Source organism: Polynucleobacter sp. 35-46-11 (assembly GCF_002281105.1).
The window spans coordinates 1-18,155 of record NZ_NCFJ01000010.1 but is presented as its reverse complement, the minus strand read 5'-3'; the positions used below and the strand labels follow the sequence as shown (position 1 = coordinate 18,155).

At 41.8% G+C, this 18,155-nt stretch carries 24 protein-coding genes and 1 riboswitch; of the genes, 16 read left to right on the top strand and 8 right to left on the bottom strand.

The features are described from left to right. Positions 1–97: 97 nt before the first annotated feature. The 3 genes from B7Y67_RS02010 (at position 98) to B7Y67_RS02000 (ending at position 1,778) form a co-directional block, all read left to right on the top strand. Positions 98–412, top strand: coding sequence for a hypothetical protein (locus tag B7Y67_RS02010; RefSeq protein WP_293597097.1), 315 nt, complete (start codon positions 98–100; stop codon positions 410–412). Continuing rightward, the gene (locus B7Y67_RS02005; RefSeq protein ID WP_293597096.1) at positions 387–662 is read left to right on the top strand and encodes a hypothetical protein; all 276 of its coding nucleotides are present in this window, start codon (positions 387–389) and stop codon (positions 660–662) included. The genes B7Y67_RS02010 and B7Y67_RS02005 overlap by 26 nt, the downstream gene beginning before the upstream one ends. Positions 663–800: 138 nt before the next feature. Beyond that, complete coding sequence (locus B7Y67_RS02000; protein WP_293597095.1) at positions 801–1,778, top strand: YafY family protein; 978 nt, start codon at positions 801–803, stop codon at positions 1,776–1,778. Between the two features lie 40 nt (positions 1,779–1,818). Here B7Y67_RS02000 and B7Y67_RS01995 read toward each other — a convergent pair whose 3' ends face one another. Next, entirely contained in the window at positions 1,819–3,369 is a 1,551-nt protein-coding gene (locus B7Y67_RS01995; RefSeq protein WP_293597094.1) for an SEL1-like repeat protein, read from the bottom strand. A gap of 216 nt (positions 3,370–3,585) precedes the next feature. On the opposite strand from B7Y67_RS01995, the gene B7Y67_RS01990 reads away from it, so the two are divergent. Genes B7Y67_RS01990 through B7Y67_RS01980 form a run of 3 tightly spaced genes read left to right on the top strand, consistent with a single transcriptional unit; the run spans position 3,586 to position 4,316 of the window. Beyond that, positions 3,586–3,741 carry a hypothetical protein gene (locus tag B7Y67_RS01990; RefSeq protein ID WP_293597093.1) on the top strand — a complete coding sequence of 52 codons (156 nt, stop codon included), beginning with the start codon at positions 3,586–3,588 and terminating at the stop codon, positions 3,739–3,741. A gap of 7 nt (positions 3,742–3,748) precedes the next feature. Beyond that, positions 3,749–3,988, top strand: a complete 240-nt coding sequence (locus tag B7Y67_RS01985) for a hypothetical protein (protein WP_293597092.1) — start codon at positions 3,749–3,751, stop codon at positions 3,986–3,988. Between the two features lies 1 nt (position 3,989). Beyond that, positions 3,990–4,316 carry a hypothetical protein gene (locus B7Y67_RS01980; RefSeq protein WP_293597091.1) on the top strand — a complete coding sequence of 109 codons (327 nt, stop codon included), beginning with the start codon at positions 3,990–3,992 and terminating at the stop codon, positions 4,314–4,316. 51 nt (positions 4,317–4,367) lie between these two features. On the opposite strand, the gene B7Y67_RS01975 is transcribed toward B7Y67_RS01980, so the two are convergent. Continuing rightward, complete coding sequence (locus B7Y67_RS01975; RefSeq protein ID WP_293597090.1) at positions 4,368–5,672, bottom strand: hypothetical protein; 1,305 nt, start codon at positions 5,670–5,672, stop codon at positions 4,368–4,370. A 194-nt stretch (positions 5,673–5,866) separates the two neighbouring features. Here B7Y67_RS01975 and B7Y67_RS01970 point away from each other — a divergent pair, with 194 nt between their 5' ends. After that, positions 5,867–6,250, top strand: coding sequence for a hypothetical protein (locus B7Y67_RS01970; RefSeq protein WP_293597089.1), 384 nt, complete (start codon positions 5,867–5,869; stop codon positions 6,248–6,250). Positions 6,251–6,338: 88 nt separating this feature from the next. After that, positions 6,339–6,869: a hypothetical protein gene (locus B7Y67_RS01965; RefSeq protein ID WP_293597088.1), complete on the top strand. Its 531-nt coding sequence runs from the start codon at positions 6,339–6,341 to the stop codon at positions 6,867–6,869. A gap of 569 nt (positions 6,870–7,438) precedes the next feature. On the opposite strand, the gene ttdB is transcribed toward B7Y67_RS01965, so the two are convergent. Genes ttdB through B7Y67_RS01950 form a run of 3 tightly spaced genes read right to left on the bottom strand, consistent with a single transcriptional unit; the run spans position 7,439 to position 9,964 of the window. Next, the gene (gene ttdB, locus B7Y67_RS01960; protein WP_293597087.1) at positions 7,439–8,047 is read right to left on the bottom strand and encodes a L(+)-tartrate dehydratase subunit beta; all 609 of its coding nucleotides are present in this window, start codon (positions 8,045–8,047) and stop codon (positions 7,439–7,441) included. Next, positions 8,044–8,943, bottom strand: a complete 900-nt coding sequence (gene ttdA, locus B7Y67_RS01955; RefSeq protein WP_293597111.1) for a L(+)-tartrate dehydratase subunit alpha — start codon at positions 8,941–8,943, stop codon at positions 8,044–8,046. Before ttdA ends, ttdB begins: the two co-directional genes overlap by 4 nt. A gap of 52 nt (positions 8,944–8,995) precedes the next feature. After that, complete coding sequence (locus tag B7Y67_RS01950) at positions 8,996–9,964, bottom strand: tripartite tricarboxylate transporter substrate binding protein (protein WP_293597086.1); 969 nt, start codon at positions 9,962–9,964, stop codon at positions 8,996–8,998. 127 nt (positions 9,965–10,091) lie between these two features. Between B7Y67_RS01950 and B7Y67_RS01945 the strand changes: the two genes are divergently transcribed. Continuing rightward, positions 10,092–11,009 (top strand): LysR family transcriptional regulator, encoded by a 918-nt coding sequence (locus tag B7Y67_RS01945; RefSeq protein ID WP_293597085.1) that lies wholly within the window; start codon positions 10,092–10,094, stop codon positions 11,007–11,009. 192 nt (positions 11,010–11,201) lie between these two features. On the opposite strand, the gene B7Y67_RS01940 is transcribed toward B7Y67_RS01945, so the two are convergent. Together B7Y67_RS01940 and B7Y67_RS01935 are read right to left on the bottom strand one after the other, a co-directional pair. Next, positions 11,202–11,966, bottom strand: a complete 765-nt coding sequence (locus B7Y67_RS01940; protein WP_293597110.1) for a DUF6602 domain-containing protein — start codon at positions 11,964–11,966, stop codon at positions 11,202–11,204. Beyond that, entirely contained in the window at positions 11,966–12,718 is a 753-nt protein-coding gene (locus B7Y67_RS01935) for a nucleotidyltransferase (RefSeq protein ID WP_293597084.1), read from the bottom strand. The genes B7Y67_RS01940 and B7Y67_RS01935 overlap by 1 nt, the downstream gene beginning before the upstream one ends. A 261-nt stretch (positions 12,719–12,979) precedes the next feature. Between B7Y67_RS01935 and B7Y67_RS01930 the strand changes: the two genes are divergently transcribed. The 7 genes from B7Y67_RS01930 (at position 12,980) to B7Y67_RS01900 (ending at position 16,580) form a co-directional block, all read left to right on the top strand. Continuing rightward, a complete protein-coding gene (locus tag B7Y67_RS01930; RefSeq protein WP_293597083.1) occupies positions 12,980–13,177 on the top strand; it encodes a hypothetical protein in 198 nt (65 codons plus the stop codon). 2 nt (positions 13,178–13,179) lie between these two features. Then, positions 13,180–13,530: a hypothetical protein gene (locus B7Y67_RS01925; RefSeq protein ID WP_293597082.1), complete on the top strand. Its 351-nt coding sequence runs from the start codon at positions 13,180–13,182 to the stop codon at positions 13,528–13,530. A 148-nt stretch (positions 13,531–13,678) separates the two neighbouring features. Next, positions 13,679–13,854: riboswitch (yybP-ykoY riboswitch) on the top strand. A gap of 7 nt (positions 13,855–13,861) precedes the next feature. Next, entirely contained in the window at positions 13,862–14,434 is a 573-nt protein-coding gene (locus B7Y67_RS01920; RefSeq protein WP_293597081.1) for a TMEM165/GDT1 family protein, read from the top strand. 9 nt (positions 14,435–14,443) lie between these two features. After that, a complete protein-coding gene (locus B7Y67_RS01915; protein WP_293597080.1) occupies positions 14,444–14,794 on the top strand; it encodes a DUF3147 family protein in 351 nt (116 codons plus the stop codon). 96 nt (positions 14,795–14,890) lie between these two features. Further along, positions 14,891–15,799 (top strand): hypothetical protein, encoded by a 909-nt coding sequence (locus tag B7Y67_RS01910; RefSeq protein WP_293597079.1) that lies wholly within the window; start codon positions 14,891–14,893, stop codon positions 15,797–15,799. Further along, a complete protein-coding gene (locus B7Y67_RS01905) occupies positions 15,795–16,268 on the top strand; it encodes a carbohydrate porin (protein WP_367227270.1) in 474 nt (157 codons plus the stop codon). Before B7Y67_RS01910 ends, B7Y67_RS01905 begins: the two co-directional genes overlap by 5 nt. Positions 16,269–16,391: 123 nt before the next feature. Next, complete coding sequence (locus tag B7Y67_RS01900) at positions 16,392–16,580, top strand: cysteine-rich CWC family protein (RefSeq protein WP_293597078.1); 189 nt, start codon at positions 16,392–16,394, stop codon at positions 16,578–16,580. A 24-nt stretch (positions 16,581–16,604) separates the two neighbouring features. Here B7Y67_RS01900 and B7Y67_RS01895 read toward each other — a convergent pair whose 3' ends face one another. Beyond that, positions 16,605–17,852, bottom strand: a complete 1,248-nt coding sequence (locus tag B7Y67_RS01895; protein WP_293597077.1) for a P-loop NTPase fold protein — start codon at positions 17,850–17,852, stop codon at positions 16,605–16,607. Between the last annotated feature and the right edge of the window lie 303 nt (positions 17,853–18,155).

Below are 18,155 nucleotides of genomic sequence, written 5' to 3'. Positions count from 1 at the left end.
TTAACTTTGTCGTTTTAAACGACATTACTATCCCAATAGCTCACTCTATGAGCCCATCAAACTGTAATTTATCTCCATATTCACCCAGGAGATAGTCATGAAATACCTAATCACCATCTTTTTATTTGCCCAAGCAGCTTTATATGCCCAAAAGAGCTTTGCCCAAGCAGTTCCTTTTAGTGCTTCTGCCTATAACTGGGAGAACAGCCCTAATAACTTTAATAACAGCTCTTACAACTGGCAAAACAGTCCTTATAACTACAACAATAGCCCGAATAACTTCAATGCCACCAATGGGGTATACGACAATAAAGGTAATCGCCTAGCTTACGAAGTACAAGCACCTACTGGAGTTACCAATTACTTTGACAACTCGGGTAATCGTATTGGCTACACCCCATCCAAGCGATAGCGCCGTGATTTCCAGTGCAATCATCCTAAGCATCTTGGTACCGCTACAAATTTCCCTCAAGAATCCAAGAATAGAGCCTTTTATTGTCAAAGCAACAATTGATGCGGCAATTATTGCGGGCTTGCCGGCATCAAAAGCAGCCAGAAAGTATGCCCTTGTCAGCCAAACCCCTGAAACTTTAGCAATGGCATCAAGCCAAGCGCCTGAGATTGTCAGTGGGAGAAGATTATTTTTTAGGCGATATTTTTAGTTTCTAGTATTAATATTTGGGTGAGGATGGCTAAATCAGCTTTAATTACAACAACATATCAGCACACATTAATGACATTAGTTCTGATTATCTTATCGCTTATCGTAGTCATATTAAGACTTCTCTTGTGAGGCATCTATGGGTGATGTAGAGCGGCTTCACAAAATTAAATACATGATTCAGGCACGTCAATGCGTGCCGCTTGATGATTTCTTAAACGAGCTAGAAATATCCAAAGCTACATTCAAAAGAGATCTTGAATATCTTCGCAGCAGGATGAATGCTTCTATCGTGTATGACCGTTTCAAAGGTGGCTACTGTTTTGGTAGGCAAACGATTGGAGAAAAGATTGAACTACCTGGTTTATGGTTCTCGGAAAAAGAAGCTACTGCACTAGTTCTCATGCAACACCTTTTATCAGGCTTAGATAAGGGTGGCTTAATTGAACCTCACATTGCACCCCTGACTTCAATCATTGACGGGATTCTTGGACAGAGCAACACGCCAGCCAAAGAGCTACGCAAAAGACTAAAAGTATTTGGCATGGCCGCTAGAAAAAGCCCTATTGAAAACTTTGAAGAGATTGGAAGCGCCTTACTAAAGAGACAGCGACTACAAATTACTTACTACGCCCGTGGAACTGATAAAACAACTGAGCGAGAAATATCACCCCAACGTCTAATCTTTTATAGAGATAACTGGTACTTAGATGCCTACTGTCATTTAAGAAAAGATTTAAGAAGTTTTGCTCTCGATGGAATTCGCAAGGCAATCATTACCAATACCAAAGCCGATGAAATCTCAGAAAAGCAATTACATGAACACTTTGCAGAAAGTTATGGGATCTTTTCGGGCAAAGCCAATCAAAGAGCTAAGCTAAAGTTCAACGCAGAAAAAGCACGATGGGTAAGCAGCGAAACATGGCATGGGCAACAGATAGGCTCTTTTGATAAAGAAGGCAATTACCTTTTGGAGTTTGATTACAACCAAGATCCTGAGCTTGTCATGGATATATTGAAATACGGATCAGGCGTTGCGGTGTTGGCACCAGCCAGCCTACGCAAAAGAGTAAAGGAAGAGCTTGCGAAGGCACTACAGAGTTATAACGTCCAATAACTAGACGCCCGTTACTCCAAGCCCTGGAATATCTATTAATCTAAGCCCATTCAGATACAAATCTCTCTGCCTCTAGTATTTGCTGAGATGTTAATTTTTCTGACAAAATTTCTATTGATTTTTTGGCGTCAAATCCATGGTGTACTGCAACCGAAAACCATTTATATGCATCAAGCAAATTTACTACCGTACCCCAGCCATTTTCGTAACAATTAGCTAAATTGACCTGTGCAGTCGTATGCCCAAGATTTGCTGCTTTAAAAAAATTACTAAATGCTAAATTTTTATTTGGCTCTGTGCCGATACCCTCAAGGTATGCCCACCCTAAATTATTTAAGCTGCCAGAATCGCCGTGTTCGGCAGCGTATTTAATTAGTTCAAATCCTTTAAGGGGATTCAAATCAACTCCATCCCCCTTTTGATACATGAGGCCCAAATGACCCATTGCAGTAATTTGGCCCGCATCGGCCGCTTGTGAGAGATACTCAACGCTCTTTTGAATGTCTTTTTGAATTTCATTGCCCCAAAAATACTTCAATCCAATATTCAACTGAGCCTCAGGACAGCCAGCATCAGCCGCATTTTTTAAATATTCAAATGCCTTAACTTCATCTTTGGGGAGCCCGTCAAATCCAACCCCATACAGCCTACTAAGATTAAATATCGATATGCTAGACCCCATGTTTGCTGCCATTTGATAGCAATTAAATGCTTTTACTAAATCTTGGGGGAAATAAATACCTTTCTCGTACATATTGCCAAGATCGTTTATTGCATTCATATTTCCTTGCTCTGCAGACAAAATGAATAAGTCTGATGCTAGTTTTTGATCGATTTCCACCCCAATGCCATTAAGATATAGATAAGCCAACCTAGCTTGAGCATCTGGATTTCCTTCTTCAGCTGCCTCAGTTAAATAGCGCACTCCATTTTCAAGATTTTTCTCTATACCAAGTCCTTCAAGAAAAAAAGTGCCTAGGCGCTCTTTAGAAAACGTAATGCCTTTATTTGCTGCCGATTGATGCAGATCAAATGAAGTTTGATAATTAACAGGAGTAAATTCGCCAATTAGATACTGGTCTGCAAGTGCCACTTGAGCCCATGTAAACCCATGCTCAGATAAATCTTTGAGAGTTTGAATAATTCTTTCACAATCTGATTTACTCAAGCCTGGACTGAGGCTTAATATTCTTTTTCTTGCTTCAAAGTTAGATTGGGCACAAGCAATTAAGTACCAAACTATTGCAAGGGAAATATCGACTTTGCCATTTGCTCCGAGCTCTTCGTTTAGACCAAGGCAATAGGAAGACAGACCGCTTCCGCCACTGGCCGCCTTTAAATATAGTTTGGTTGCTTTTTCTACATCTCTCTCTACCCCAGCACCATTAAAGTACATAACGCCTAAGTCATGCACGGCCTTTAGATGATTTGATTTGGCGGCTTCCTCAATGTACTGGAATGCTAATTCAAAGTTTTGATCAACGCCATCTCCAGACTCATGCAATTTACCGAGACTATATGCTGCCTCAGGCTCACCTTTATCGGCCGCCTCCTTTAATTCTTTTAAATCTCTTGGTGCTATGGTGTCCATAAATCTGATTCTACTGATAAGGGTCATCTTCGCACCAAACTTATATGAAGATGGTCATTTTTAATGTTTTAATAGTCAAAATGATCTTAGCAACAAACGTTACAGGGGGTCAGAGCAAAAGTACAGCGTCACTTTTTGGGTTTAAATTTATCTATTCTCTAGCTCACTTATTGAGCCTGTGACAGCTTAATCTAAAGCCTCTACTTAGGAGGTCATATGCAAAAGCATCTAATTGGTTTTGGCTTACGCTTCATTATCCTTAGCAGTCTCATTGCCAATCAGATTGCCAATGCCTACACCACTCAAACCGTGATTGTTAATGGAAAAATATCGGTCTGTACGATTTGTGGCACAGTCGTATCTTGTTTTTGAGGTCGCCATGAAAAATTCAATCAAATTGGGGGATTTATTTTTGGTATGTGATGGCGTTCCGATTGAGCAACATGGGGCCTTGTATCGCATTGGGTTGAAGTTGGGTAAATACTATCAACATCTCCTAAAAGAGATCAAAGCAATTCGTTTACAAAAGCATTGCTTGCATGGGCAGCCCTGCTATTGGCCTAGACCAACAGATTACAGTCAATATGAATTGCCTGCGGTCTATAGAAAATGGAGATAACGTGAAGTTACTTTCAATTTTATTGGCCATAATTGTCTTACCCTGCCATGCACAAATTACTTTCTTTAGTGACTCTTCAGGACTACCACTTGGCACAGCTAATAAGGTTGGCAATACTACTTTTTATAGTGATTCAAACGGCTTGCCAATAGGTACGGCTTCTCAAGTAGGCAATACCACCTTCTTTAGCAATAGTCTTGGATTACCACTGGGGACAGCTAATACCTTGCAACCTATCCCATCTGGCTCTCAAAACTCATATAACTCACCGCCTGCGCCAGCTTTTCCAGCAGCGCCATTATTTCCATCTAGCCCTAGAGGTTGGTGAGCTTGCTGTTAGTTAGGCATCAATACAAGCGTCTAGTTACAGGACGCTTGACTATTCGTCTGATCGCTCGGCGCTAACCTCAAAACTCTCTAAAATTCCATCTCTTGTATGACTTAAATATTCAAGCTCAGCAATATGCTTTACATCATCGTAAGAAATAAAGGTGCACATGTCAGATAACCTGCCGTTAGTCATATAAGAAAAAACGGGTCTTCTAATTTCAGTAGAAAATTTTTCTTGTCTATCTAGTGGTGCAACAATATGCATCTTAATTTTGATATCAGGCTGCAATGCAACTAAGTCTGCCATTCTTAAGATGCCAGAGTAAATCGATGTAGTGTGCTCCACCTCAAATGCCCGCGCAATTGATCTTTTATTTTTAATCCAAATTACGTCGATTAAGCTAATCGTGCTTTGAGTGGCTTTATCGTATGAAAGCGGCAATGTAGTTAATAGAGTGCGCGGATCTTTTGGTTGCCATACCTTAGATACTCTAACGCGATCAGGATTTGGTAGCCAAATATCAAAACCCATCTCTTCGCCAATCTTGGCTAGCAACCCCTGAATCTTGATTGATTCCCTCACCTCTCCATCATCCGACCGTTCGTCAGCATCATCAGACGCGACTGTCACAATAAATTCTTTTGATTGGTTGCTGGGGGAAACTTCTTGGGGCGCTGAAAATTCTCCACGCCAAAGCTCCTTAACAGGCGCAAAGTAACAATATCTAGAAATTTTTCTGGCATTGCCAGTTACGCCAGTCGCTTTAATTGCATTATTCAAAGAAGCATTTGATTGAATTATCTTGGCGCCAATAGTTTGAGAGTCAAAATTTTCTACGTATGGCGACTTAAGGCACTCTAAGAGCAACTTGCGATCTTTAAGTGAAATAATAGAAAGATTTGAAAACGGATCATATGCAGCTAAAAATACAGAGATCGTATTGCCGCTTTTTCCCGTCAAGTAAATCCTCTGCGCCTCCTCCATTCCATAGAGCTCATCAATATATTGAGCTTTGGCTTTTGGATCTTGCTCAATCAAAATCTTATTAACTGCAATTCCTAATTTTCGATTTCTATGGAGCTCATTAAATAAACGCCGCCATGAGCCCTGAGCAACCATTGCCTTTGCAATAGCCTCAGTATCCTTGTTGTTGCCCTTACCGCTTCGATCAATAATTTTGATGATTTTGTCGCAATCATCGTCAGAGATAATGCCTGAATCTGACCCCAAAACCCTTTTGGACCAGAATTCGCGGAATTGGGCGCTTTGATCAACCCAAATCTTTTCCATCTCTTGATCATCATAAAGTCCATCAAACTCTGGAAAGAACGTAGAAAAATTTACTTCAGGCATCTATACCCCTTAAAACTGTAGTAAGTAATCTAACTTTAACCTAAGGGTCCCGTTACTAGACGCCAAGTAGGTTTTTTTATCTATATATGCAATAGCTAATGCTATATAAATTTTCTGACATGAGTCTCGAGCTTAAAGCGGTATAAGGCACACTAAGTTGGACCATGCATTAATTGCTAAGTTATGATCAGGGGATGAGCAAACATGAAACTCACCTTACAAGAAGATACTGGGAGTCTATCGGTGGGACCTTAGTCGAAGAGTTCCCCGCAGTTGCTCGCTCCAAAGACAATGCCCAGAGATTGCTAGATGGAGTTGTTATTTTGGGTGAAAAAACTCAAATATGCAAAGCGTATGAGGTAGACGTTAAAGATAAAGATATTGTTGTTATACAAACTAAAGCAAATAGAGTTGGAATGAATTTGCTTGGTCAGGCAGTTTTCTCGGCTGAACTCATGAAATCCCATAAACCAAAATCTATTAAAGCTGTAGCTATTTGTACTTTGGGTGATTCAGTTCTTGAGCCGCTGGCCAGTAAATTTGGCATTGAAGTCATTATCTATGAAGAAAAATCTTGAAGAGTTTATAGGCGTCTCGTAACCAGACTCCGAATAAATTACTCCATTTGGAACAGACAATAACTAATCCTCCATCTATCGAGGCTTGATGGAATTGGGCTGGCAGAGATTATTGAATTCATGCGAAAGTGGGAAGATTTCCCCAATAACAAAGGATGATATGGATTGCAATTACTTTACCGCTCGAGACTGGGCATACCTAGCTGTATCAGCAGTAACCATCTCCGGCGGGCTAGTAGCATTCTTTTGGAAACTTAGGGCCGACTCCAAAATTGCTTCCTATAGAGAAACAATTGCCTATATTGATCGTCATGCCGCCGAACTTAAAAAAGGATGGCATAAGGCCGAAAATCAAACAGCCTCAGCCGAAGAAATAAAAGCATTTCTAAATAGGCTTGAACAGCTTGCAGGACTTGTGAACAAAAAGGCCTTTGATAATGACTTAGTCTATGAATCATTTTGGTCTTATTACTACTATCCGCTTCAAGAGCCCAAAATAAAAGTTTTTCTAGAGAAGGCTCGCATTAATGATGATGCAGTTTATTCTCACTACCTAAATCTTGCCAATGAGTGGAGTAGCCGAATCTCAGAAGAAGAAACTTCGACTTCGGCTATTTAGAGCGGGCAATTACATATCCTCTGTCTATCGAGGCTTGATATGGGGAGACTTGCGAAGGGCAACTAAGAATACAACGGGCACTAGACCACTTTCCCCATGTGTGCACAGCAAATGTCTAGCCATCCATTTTTCCTAGCCTTCTCATACGGATAATGAAATCTCTCTTTAAATTCAGCGCGTTTTTGACATTGCTTAGCCATCTCTATACAACGCTCTAGAGTCCAAATTACTGGCACAGTAGATCTTCGTTTAAAGCCAACAATGTGTGCTGTACATTTAATTAGCCAGCCTCTATTAATGGCTTTTTGGTAGCTAATAGGGCTAGATCTCTCCCATTCATCTCTTGTGCGGTATTTTTTTGCTTCTGCCAAACACAAAGGAAGAGTCCAATAGCTTTCGTCTGATATCGACTGGTTGATACACCAGGTTCTAGTTGGGTAATGACTTCTAAAAGACTTAATAAAACTGCTTTGGATGTTCTGAGACAACATGAATCTCTCCTCACAATCAAATCATTTCAGTTAATCAAGGAGGCGGTATAGCGCCCCACTTGATTAATTTGATTTCAATTACTTAATAAAACGAATCTTCTCGTTAATTTTGCTCAGAATTGGGCCTTTCTTTGCATTAAAAACTTTTTTGTTTTCTTCAATCAAGTTTTTGCCTTTAGTGTCAATTGAGATAATTAAAGGACCAAATTCTTTAACGCGATTTACCCATAATGTCTCTGGCATACCCAAGTCTTTCCACTGAGCATCTTCGATCTTCTCAACCTTAGTGGCCGCCAATACAGCGCAGCCGCCTGGGAAAATGGCATGAACTGCCTTGTTCTCAACACAGCCCTCTTGCGTTTCAATGCCCATGCCACCTTTACCAACAATCAACTTCACGCCGGTTTGTTTGATAAATTCTTTTTCAAACTTCTCCATGCGCATAGAGGTTGTTGGGCCAATAGAGACCATCTCATATTCGCCATCATCTTTTTGACGAACAATTGGTCCTGCATGAAAAATCGCTCCACCTTTGAGGTCTACAGGTAATTCTCGACCCAACTCAATTAAGCGACGATGAGCAACATCACGACAAGTAACCAAAGTTCCAGTGAGATAAACCACATCCCCAATATTTAAAGCCTCTAAATCCTCATCTTTAATTGGGGTCTGCAAAACTTTTCTCATACCTTAAATCCTTCATGGGAAATGACTTCATAGGACATATCGGCGTTGATTTTGATCTTGCCGCGACGATGTGCCCAACAGCCGGTTGATACTGCTACCCCAATTGTTGATGGGTGACGAGCTGATGACTCAATATTGACACCCATGACGCTATTGGCACCAGTTAAACCTTGAGGACCTAAACCCAATTCATTTAAACCTTCGGTTAGCAATTCCTCCATCATGGCCGCATTATCATTTGAGTGTCTAGAAGTAACGGGGCGCAAAATGGCCTTCTTTGACAATCGAGCTGCGGTCTCTGCTGAAGTTGAAACTCCAACTCCTACTAATAAAGGTGGGCAGGCATTAACGCCGCGTGATGTGATGACATCAAACACAAACTCAGCAACACCTTCATAGCCTTGCCCTGGCATCAATACTTTTGCAGCGCCCGGCAATGTGCAACCACCACCAGCCATATATACGTCAACGATGCAGTAATCAGCGCCAGGAATAATTTCCCAATCCAGCCAGGGGATCTTAGATCCAGTATTGGTACCAGTATTTTTTTCTTCAAAGGTTTCTACGGCGTTATGACGTAATGGCCCTTCTTTGGTGGCGCCTTGGGTTGCATTAACCAAGATATCTTCCAACTCCCCCAACAATGGGAAATTTGACCCCGCAGATAAGAAGTACTGAATTACACCAGTATCTTGGCAGCTTGGCCGATCTAACTTGTCAGCCAATTCTTGATTCTCTCGCATGGACTCAAATACTTCCTTGGCCAAGAAATTGACTTCTTTACTTCGAAGCTCACCAAGCTTTGTAGTGACATCTGTTGGTAAACGTTTGCCAATATACGCGGTGAACTTTGATAAAACATTTGTTAAATCAGCGACTGCTGCTTCCTTATCCACTACGGATGATTGCTTATCCACGGGTAATTTCCTTTATTAATTCGCTGGGTGATTACTGAATAGTTATGTTTGCTGCCTTAACGACTTCAGAGAACTTGGATGTTTCTTCTTTAATTTGTTTGCCCATTTCGGCTTGTGAATTGCCGACTGGCTCAGCACCAATATCGAACATTTGCTTTTGGAACTCAGGTGTCTTAATGATCTTAACGATTTCAGCATTAAGTTTGGCAGTAATATCTTTTGGCGTAGCAGCAGGAGCTAGCAAACCGAACCAAGTACCAATATTAATTCCGGGCACACCAGCCTCTGCTAACGTTGGGACGCTAGGCAATGTAGATGAACGCTTTGCAGTTGTCACAGCCAGTGGGCGCAATTTATTCTCACGAATAAATGGCAACACCGGAGTAATTGTGTCAAATGACATGGTGACTTGACCGCCTAACAAATCTGTTGTCAACGGAGCGCTTCCCTTGTATGGCACATGAAGTAACTTGGTGCCAGTAATCATTTGAAATTGGGTGCCAATCATGTGCTGCGCTGTGCCGTTACCATTTGAACCATAAGACAGTTCATCTGGTTTAGCTTTGGCCGCAGCAATAACATCTTTTACAGTCTTATAAGGTGAGTTTGCGCTAACCACCATGATGTTTGGAACCAATGCCACTGTAGTAATTGGTGTGAAGTCTTTTTCAAAACTATATGGCAGAGTTTTGTAAACACTTGGGGCGATTGTGTGATGAACAGCGCCCATAAACAGGGTGTAGCCATCAGGATTGGATTTAGCAACTAAATTAGCACCCAAGGTGGCGCCAGCACCTGGCTTGTTTTCAACGATCACTGATTGGCCAAGAACTGGCCCCAACTTCTGAGCAACCGTCCTCGCCAAAACATCTGTAGTCCCACCTGGTGGAAATGGCACCACAATCGTGATTGTTTTTGATGGATATGATTGCGCTGATGCGCCAATAGCGCCACATAATAGCAATCCAGCCAAACTCGTTTTAGATATCTTTTTTAACATCCCATCTCCTCCATGAGTAGTTTCCAGAGCTGATTGCTCATTGGAATATTGGCACTATATGTTGTATGGATATTAAAAAATCATGTATAAAGTTAAAGCATAGTTAACTTTTAATTAACAATAAACAATGGCCAAAAGCATTAATCCAGGTGATTTAGGGTTCTTTTCAACGCTCATCAGCTCTGGCAGCCTTGGGGCTGCTGCCCGTGAGCTTGGAGTAACAACTGCCGCTGTTAGTAAGCATTTGGCACAAATGGAAGCTCGCCTGGGTTTGGTGCTGGTCAACAGAACCACTAGAAGAATGGGCCTCACCCATGAGGGCGAAATCTATCTTGACCATGCTAGAAGAATTTTGGGTGAAATTGATGATCTTGAGCACATGCTGTGGGGCTCAACAAAAGCTCCGCAAGGTTTATTAAGGGTCAATGCAACGCTTGGATTTGGGAGAAGTCATATTGCCCCTTTAATTGCTGAATATGTTAAAAAATTTCCGCAGGTAGATATTCAATTACAACTATCAGTAAATCCTCCACCGATTACTGATGATGCTTATGATGTTTGTTTTCGATTTGGTCACCCACCCGACTCTAGATCCATTGCTAGGCTGATAGCCCCCAACAAAAGAATACTTGTTGCATCCCCAGCTTACATTAAAGAGCATGGTGAACCAAAGTCACCCAGCGAATTAATTAAACACAACTGTATTGGCATACGCCAAGGTGATGAAGGCTATGGACTGTGGCGCTTCTCAAAAGGTAAAGGCAAGTCAAAAAAGGAATTTACCGATAGCGCAAAGGTTCGCGGTAACTTAACAACAAACGATGGTGGCATTGCCGTGAACTGGGCGCTCGATGGAAAAGGCATAGTTTTACGAGCTGAATGGGATGTCATACAACACCTTCAGTCTGGCAGACTGATACAAGTGATGAAAAATTTTGAAACTCCAGATGCTGACATCTATGCCGTATATGCCGAACGCCATAAAACATCGGTGAGAGTAAAAACATTGATTGATTTTGCTGTTACTAGCTTCAAGGGAGAGTAGTCTAATCGGCTACCAATTAATGCGTCCAATAACTAGACGCTTGTTCTATTTAGAACAGACAATTAACCATCCCCTATCTAACGAGGCTTGATGGGAATGGACGTAACCCTAAAATGCTATATAAATAACCCAAGGAGGCGGCTATCTAAATGCTTATAGTAGGTAATGGGTGCGATCTTGCCGCCTTACTAATTATTCAGTATTGCAACCGCTCAAAATTGAGGCATATCTGTTCCAATCAACAGCAGGCACTGTACCGAGAGACTGTAATTGCTGAAGCAATCGAAATATAAATGCCGCTAGCGATCCCTGTGCATCAGTCACTACAAGAGATCCTCCAAACGTATCAAACGCCCGATCGGACAACGCTAGACCACAATCAAGTGACCTAACTCCGCTGAGCGTTGCTAAATGGGAAGAAAAGTGTTCTCCTGCTAAGCCCTCAGCCCAGTCGACCTTTGATGCAACAATTCCCGCAACTATAGGAAACAATGGTTTCGGCTGATACTCTCCACCAGCATGCGGTATCGGAACGCTTGTTCTGTGAAGCACTCGGACTGAGCGAGCTTTCTCTGCAGCGTATTCAAGATATTCCTTGTTTATCGTTGGCTTAACTTCAAGAACACAGTAAACCGCTTCAGCTGGAATAAACCTGTGAGCATGCTGATCTAACAAAGTCGGTGTGTACTGATGATCGAATATGATCACATCAATTTGATCGCTTGTTGCACCATTGGAATCAATTACGATACCTTGATCGACCTCATAACGCCTAGGAAGATATTTTTTTAAAGCTTGAACGAAGTGCTGCTCATTCACTTCGCCCATTACACCATTGTGAGTGATAGATTTTCCAGACAGATCTAACTGAACCGCCAATACTTCTTGCTCTGCGATAAATGCCTCACGCAGAAAATGCTTGCCATCGATTTTTGATGAATTCTTTGCCCTGTTCATTACCAAACAATCTCTTCCCAAGTTTTCTTCCCCAGAGATTCTCGCGCTTTGGCAGCAATAGCGGCTTTCTCTGCTTTCGTGCAATCGTCCGACACGATGTTATTAGTATTAGCAGGATCAATATACTGCGCTGTTTCAATCTTATCGCGAAGGTGCTCTAGAGCCTGCCAAACATTTACTGCGATATTTCCAGCTCTCGCATACCTAAGTGAGTCAATTACCGCCATCTCTAGATAGAAAGATGAAATTGAAAGTCCATGGCGTAAACGCCATAGCTTTAATATTCTGATCTCATCTATTCGGTTGCTTCCAGTCACATACGATATGTGGGTATTAACATTTGTTTGCGTCCAAGTTGCTTTTTTATTTCGATACAAACTATGGTCGTTACCATATTGGGAATGTCGACGACCTGGCACCAAATCGATTGAGTATCCATTAACCGTAACCCCAATTGAGACATCCTGCATTCGTGCCACATATCCAACGGCTGTAACGGCGTTGTACAAACTCATATACATATCGGCAAGACTGCCGGGCGTTGTTGATGAAAGTGACAAAAAGATATCAGCATCTGTTGCAGCTGAGATACCAGTGCCCTTTGCCAACGAACCAGAATAGCTAGCATTATTTAGGTATTGATTCCCCCATTTTTCTAGTACGGGATAAATCGCGCTTCCTGCGGCATTCGCCCCGGAAACGTTCACCGCATACTTCTGGAGCAGGCTCTGAAGGTATTCATCAGCAGTCATCTTCCCTCCATGTTTGCGAGACCTAAGAATGTTTACGCGGACTATCGGGTCAGTATAACAATCCATAACTAGATACCGAAGGGCTGTTCCAAATAGAACAGACAATAAGCGATCCCCTATCTAACGAGGTTTGATGGAATGGGAGGGCATTATTACTCAACTCATAGTCGCCAAAGTAAAGACAAATTGTCGCAATGCACTATTAAAAATTAGAACTATTTAGACAATCTGGGCGTATAGTTATTTTGAGGGGGGTGGCCTATGAGACGCATTGTCGATATCTACCGTAAAGATCAAAGAGATCGGGTGCTTTGGACATACATTGTGAGCCTGGGCGGTGATGGCAGCCACCCTAGTCTTGAAGACTTCAAGGAAGAAGCATTAACACTCGCCGGCATTGATGGTCGAGGGTCCCTGGATAATCTTGACGCCTATGTTCATCTAGAGATCTTGAAATAACTATGGCTAATAGCGCACTCCATGCTATTACGATTGAAGAGCTTAGGCACTCTGATCCAAATTTTCATCGAGAATACTGCAAGCTTGTAGAGGGCATTACCAACCTCATTCGAGAAATTGCTAAAAGCCATCCCAATGAACTCGATTACACCAGTTTTATTGAATCTTATGACAGGGCAAGCAATGAGCCAGTTTTGCAGATTGTCATTGGCTCTGGGAAAAATGAAGTTTACCTACACATCTACATTCATCAAAATAAATATTTTGTAATCGGAAAATCTGGTAGCGGAAAATCTGCCAAGACCGCATCACAAGCATTAGAAATTATCGCGACATCTTTAAGCGTCCCGTAACTAGACGCCCAATAAATTTGTTCCATTTCGAACAGACAATAACTGATCCTCTAGCTAACGAGGCTTGATGGAATAGGACTGGAATCGACCAGGGCTAAAGTGCCTCAATCCTGTTGCAATCAGCTTGTCATATTTGGCTTGCTATAATTCAATTGTCACTAGGGAGTAGCCTCTCTTCTCTAAAGAAGATGGCTTACATCAACATACTTGAGCTTAGGCTTATGGTGTAAGCGGTTTAATACTTGGCAAGACTTTTGACTACAAACACTTACTTAGGCTGTGGGTGCGTTGTAGTCATTTGTTTATGTCACGGCCTAGAGGACTATCAAAAATGGATTCCCTTCTTATTTCAACTGGTGTAGTTGCCCTTGCCGAAATGGGTGACAAGACCCAACTGCTTGCTTTTATTCTTGCGGCAAGATTTAAAAAACCCATACCTATCATTCTCGGCATCCTTGCTGCCACCATAATTAATCATGGTCTAGCAGGTGCATTTGGTGCATGGATTACTTCTATGATGAATCCTGAAATCCTACGATGGATTCTTGGAGTGTCATTTATTTGTATGGCGATTTGGACTTTGATACCCGACAAGATTGAGGAAGAAGAAACTCAAGTGGCAAAGCACTTGGGAGTCTTTGGCGCTACCTTTATTACCTTCTTCTTAGCTGAAATGGGTGATAAGACTCAATTGGCCACCATCGCCTTGGCGGCTCACTACGCAGCACCATTAGCTGTAGTGGTTGGCACAACATTAGGAATGCTGATTGCGGATGTACCAGCGGTATTTGTTGGTAATAAGTTTGCGGCAAAGATTCCTATGAAGCTAGTTCACTCCATTGCCGCGGCTATATTTGCGATTATGGGTGTGCTGACATTACTTGAAGTGGATAAGTTGTTTTAAGGAGGCGTTATGACTTGGATCATTACCAAATACTTACTAACGGCAGGAATGGTGGTATTCATTTCAGAAGTAGCCAAGCGCAGCGATAAGTTGGGAAGCTTTATTGCGGCATTACCGCTCATGACCATACTTACGCTGATATGGCTATATGTAGAAAATCAAACGGAAGAAAAGATTGCTAGTCACGCTTATTACACCTTTTGGTATGTGATTCCAACGCTGCCTATGTTTCTATTATTTCCATACCTACTTCCAAAGCTAGGATTTTGGATAACGATGGGTGTGTGTGTAGTGGCAACAGTCATCTGCTTTGGCTTGTTTGCCTTAATAATGAAGAGCTTTGGCATTGGATTGCTATGATTCAAGCCCTGTTTGCCTCTAATCATTGAATCCATGTACACAGAACCGTCACATATTTGTCATACAGTGACATTTTTGCTTTAAATATTTGATCTAATGCGCCTGTTCATAATTAGCACCCTACTGCTAGCCATACTGCCTAATATTGCTTTTGCACAAAAGGCTGGGTCAGGCGCAGACCAAATAGAGACATTTGCCGAACCCATTGCTGGCCTACCCACGGAGGGAAGCATTTGGGGTATGCCCGTAAACCTACATGGTCAGACCACATACATCAATCAGAGATACAACAACTTCACTTCATCCTACTCTGGGCAAAACAGTCTAGATTCGTTGAAGTCGATGAGCTACACATGGTCTGGCACTTTATTTTTTGGTGCTCGCATCGCCCCAAATACAGATGTGTATTTCAATCCTGAGGTTGTATCTGGAGTTCCATTCTCCGACTTAGCAGGCTTGGGTGGCTTCACCAACGGCGAAGCTACAAAAGCAAATGGCGCTCAGGCTAAGTTTTACTCTGCCCGTGCTTTTGTGCGTCAAACGATTAATCAAGAGGGCGAAAAGGTTGTTCTTGAAAATGAAGCCAATCAAATCACTCAAACTGTCAGCAGCAATCGAGTGGTTCTAACAGGTGGTCAGTTCTCCACACTTGATATTTTCGATGACAGTCGATACGCAAAAGACCCGCGAGTTCAATTTATGAACTGGGGCAATATGACTTACCTAGCTTATGACTATGCAGCTGATGCGAGGGGCTACAGTTGGGGTTTAGCTGGCGAATGGTATCTTGGCAACTGGGTAATGCGTGCTTCAAGAATGCTAGCTCCAAAGACACCCAATGGACGTGACTTAAATTGGCAAATATTCAATGCCTATGGTGATCAAATTGAAGTTGAGCGTCAGCACAATATCGGTGAACTGCCTGGTAAGGTCAGCGTCTTAGGCTATCGCAACCGTATGATATTGGCACGCTTTCAAGAATGCTCAGGGTACACAAGCTATTAATAATGTCAGAAGCAGCAATCAAATTAAGACAGGTATTGGTATTAATGCCGAACAAGCTCTGACAAAAAATTTAGGAATCTATGGTCGTGCATTTACCTCCGATGGTCATACCGAGACAATGTCCTTTACGGAAGCTGATAACTCCATTTCAGTTGGTCTAGGCATGAATGGCACAAGTTGGAAGCGGCCTGATGATACTGTCGGCATCTCAATGATGCAAAATGGATTATCTAGTTATCGTCGTGCCTATCTTCAAGCAGGCGGTATTTCTTATTTCATTGGTGATTATGCAAGTCGTAGTCAAACTATCTCTTATAACCCTGAGAGAATCGGAGAGGTTTACTACAACGCTACAGTGATTAAAAATGTGCTTGCAGGATTGAACTTTCAACACATCATCAATCCAGCTTACAACTCTGCTCGTGGTCCTGTAAACATCCTGTCTTTTAGGATTCATGCTGAGTTTTAGGAATCTCGCATCTTGGCTGTCAGTAAATATTTGGCGTCCTGTAACTAGACGCTGAATGAATTTGTTCCATTTAGAACAGACAATTAAACATCCTCTATCTATCTAACCCCGTAGAATCAAGGCATGAGAACGGAAGATATTGGGACCATTTGCCCAGCCTGCGGTAAAGCCAATGACTGTCAAATTGCTAGCGATAAGAAGTGCTGGTGCTTTGATGTGGCAGTTGATAAGCTCAAACTTGAACAAGCACTTAAAGACAAATCAAAAGATCAATGCTTGTGTAAGGGTTGTTTGAAGAAGTTAAGTGTCTAGTTATTGGACGCCTAATCAAATGCATCAATCAAAGGTGCTCTCAATATGCCTGCGCGCCACTCCTATAGATTCAGATAACGAAACTCCGAAGCTTGCGCAAAACTGTTTTAACTCTTCATCCTTCTCATCAAATACACCATTCTCGTAACTTCTATGCAGCCGTATAAATACTTGAGCAACACGATAGTTTTTGTCGCTCTCTTTTATGTTTATTAATAAATTAGCAGCAAGATGATGTGCTGATAAATCTTCAGAGCATATCCCTTGATAAATCAGCGGGTATTTTGCCTTCAGCCCAATAAGCCATGACTCCAAGGCTACAAAATTCCTTGTTGAGGATACTGTCCACCAATCCAATATTCGTTGAGATTGTCTAGCATTTAAATTTAATAAGGTAGATATTGCCACCAACCAAGATGAGTTATTTAAAAAACGCATCTGCTTTTCTTCGCTCATATTTTTTGAGAATAGCTTAATAAGCCTATCCATTGGCGGCAAGCTAGTGCTTGAATTTGTGATTGGCATTGCAATTGGATAGTCGATAAATTTATCGAGATACATTGCTCCATTTGTTCCAGCCCCATAGAAGGCTTCAACTGCCTGCTTAATTTGGTTCCTGTTCCAAAGCAGAAGAAAAATAACCCCCTCTATATCAAATAGATGTTTTAGTCTTTCTAATAGACGAATGGCATAAGCAGGGGAGCATCTATCTAACTCATCAACGATAACAACAACCTTTTGACCTTTAGCTTTCTTGACATGATCAGCCAGTAATTTTTTAAGATGTTCGAGGACTTTTTCTCTTTCAGCTAATTCATCTAATTTCGCACGAATCAATTCTTCAGCCTCATCCTTTAAGATGTCCGCTGCAGTATCAATAACTTCTTTATCAACACCAACAAAATTTCCAGCAGTTTTGGCAACAGCTTTTATTAGATTTGGCACCGCCCTTGCAATCAAAGGGGCTGCTGAGTCAAAAAAACTTTTTCTTTGAGCATCATCTAAGCCTGCGCCCATGGAAGAAATCAAAGTTAATGCAGGATCATCAATCCAATCAGCCTGAAACGCATCAATCCAAATCGAACCAAACTCACTTTTTGAATCTATTAGTGTTTTAAGATTTTGACCAAACCATGTTTTGCCAATACCCCACTCGCCATCAATTGCCACAACGCCTTTAGGTAGCTGTTGCAATAGCTTGTAAACACTCTCTCCAAGTTTTTGTCTATCTAATGCATCTTCGGTAAACGCTTTGGGAGCAATATTAGACATGGTGATTCCTTGGTATTAAATTCACAAATTGATTGATGATTTGGCTTGCTTTTTGAATGTAACAGATTGCCAACTCAACGCTGTCGATGCCAATTTTGGGAAATTTGAAACCGCTGCGAGCCAATAGATTCGGTGCTTAGCGGGCAGTGAGTCTTGCTGTGCTTAGACCCAATGTGCAGAACTGTTTTAGTCCTCTATCCTACGTTTTCAATCCTCTGCTCTACCGACTGAGCTACCAGGCCAAGACTGAGGATTATAAATGAAACTGCTGAGGAGCTTTAAAAATGCGCCTACTGTGGCCAA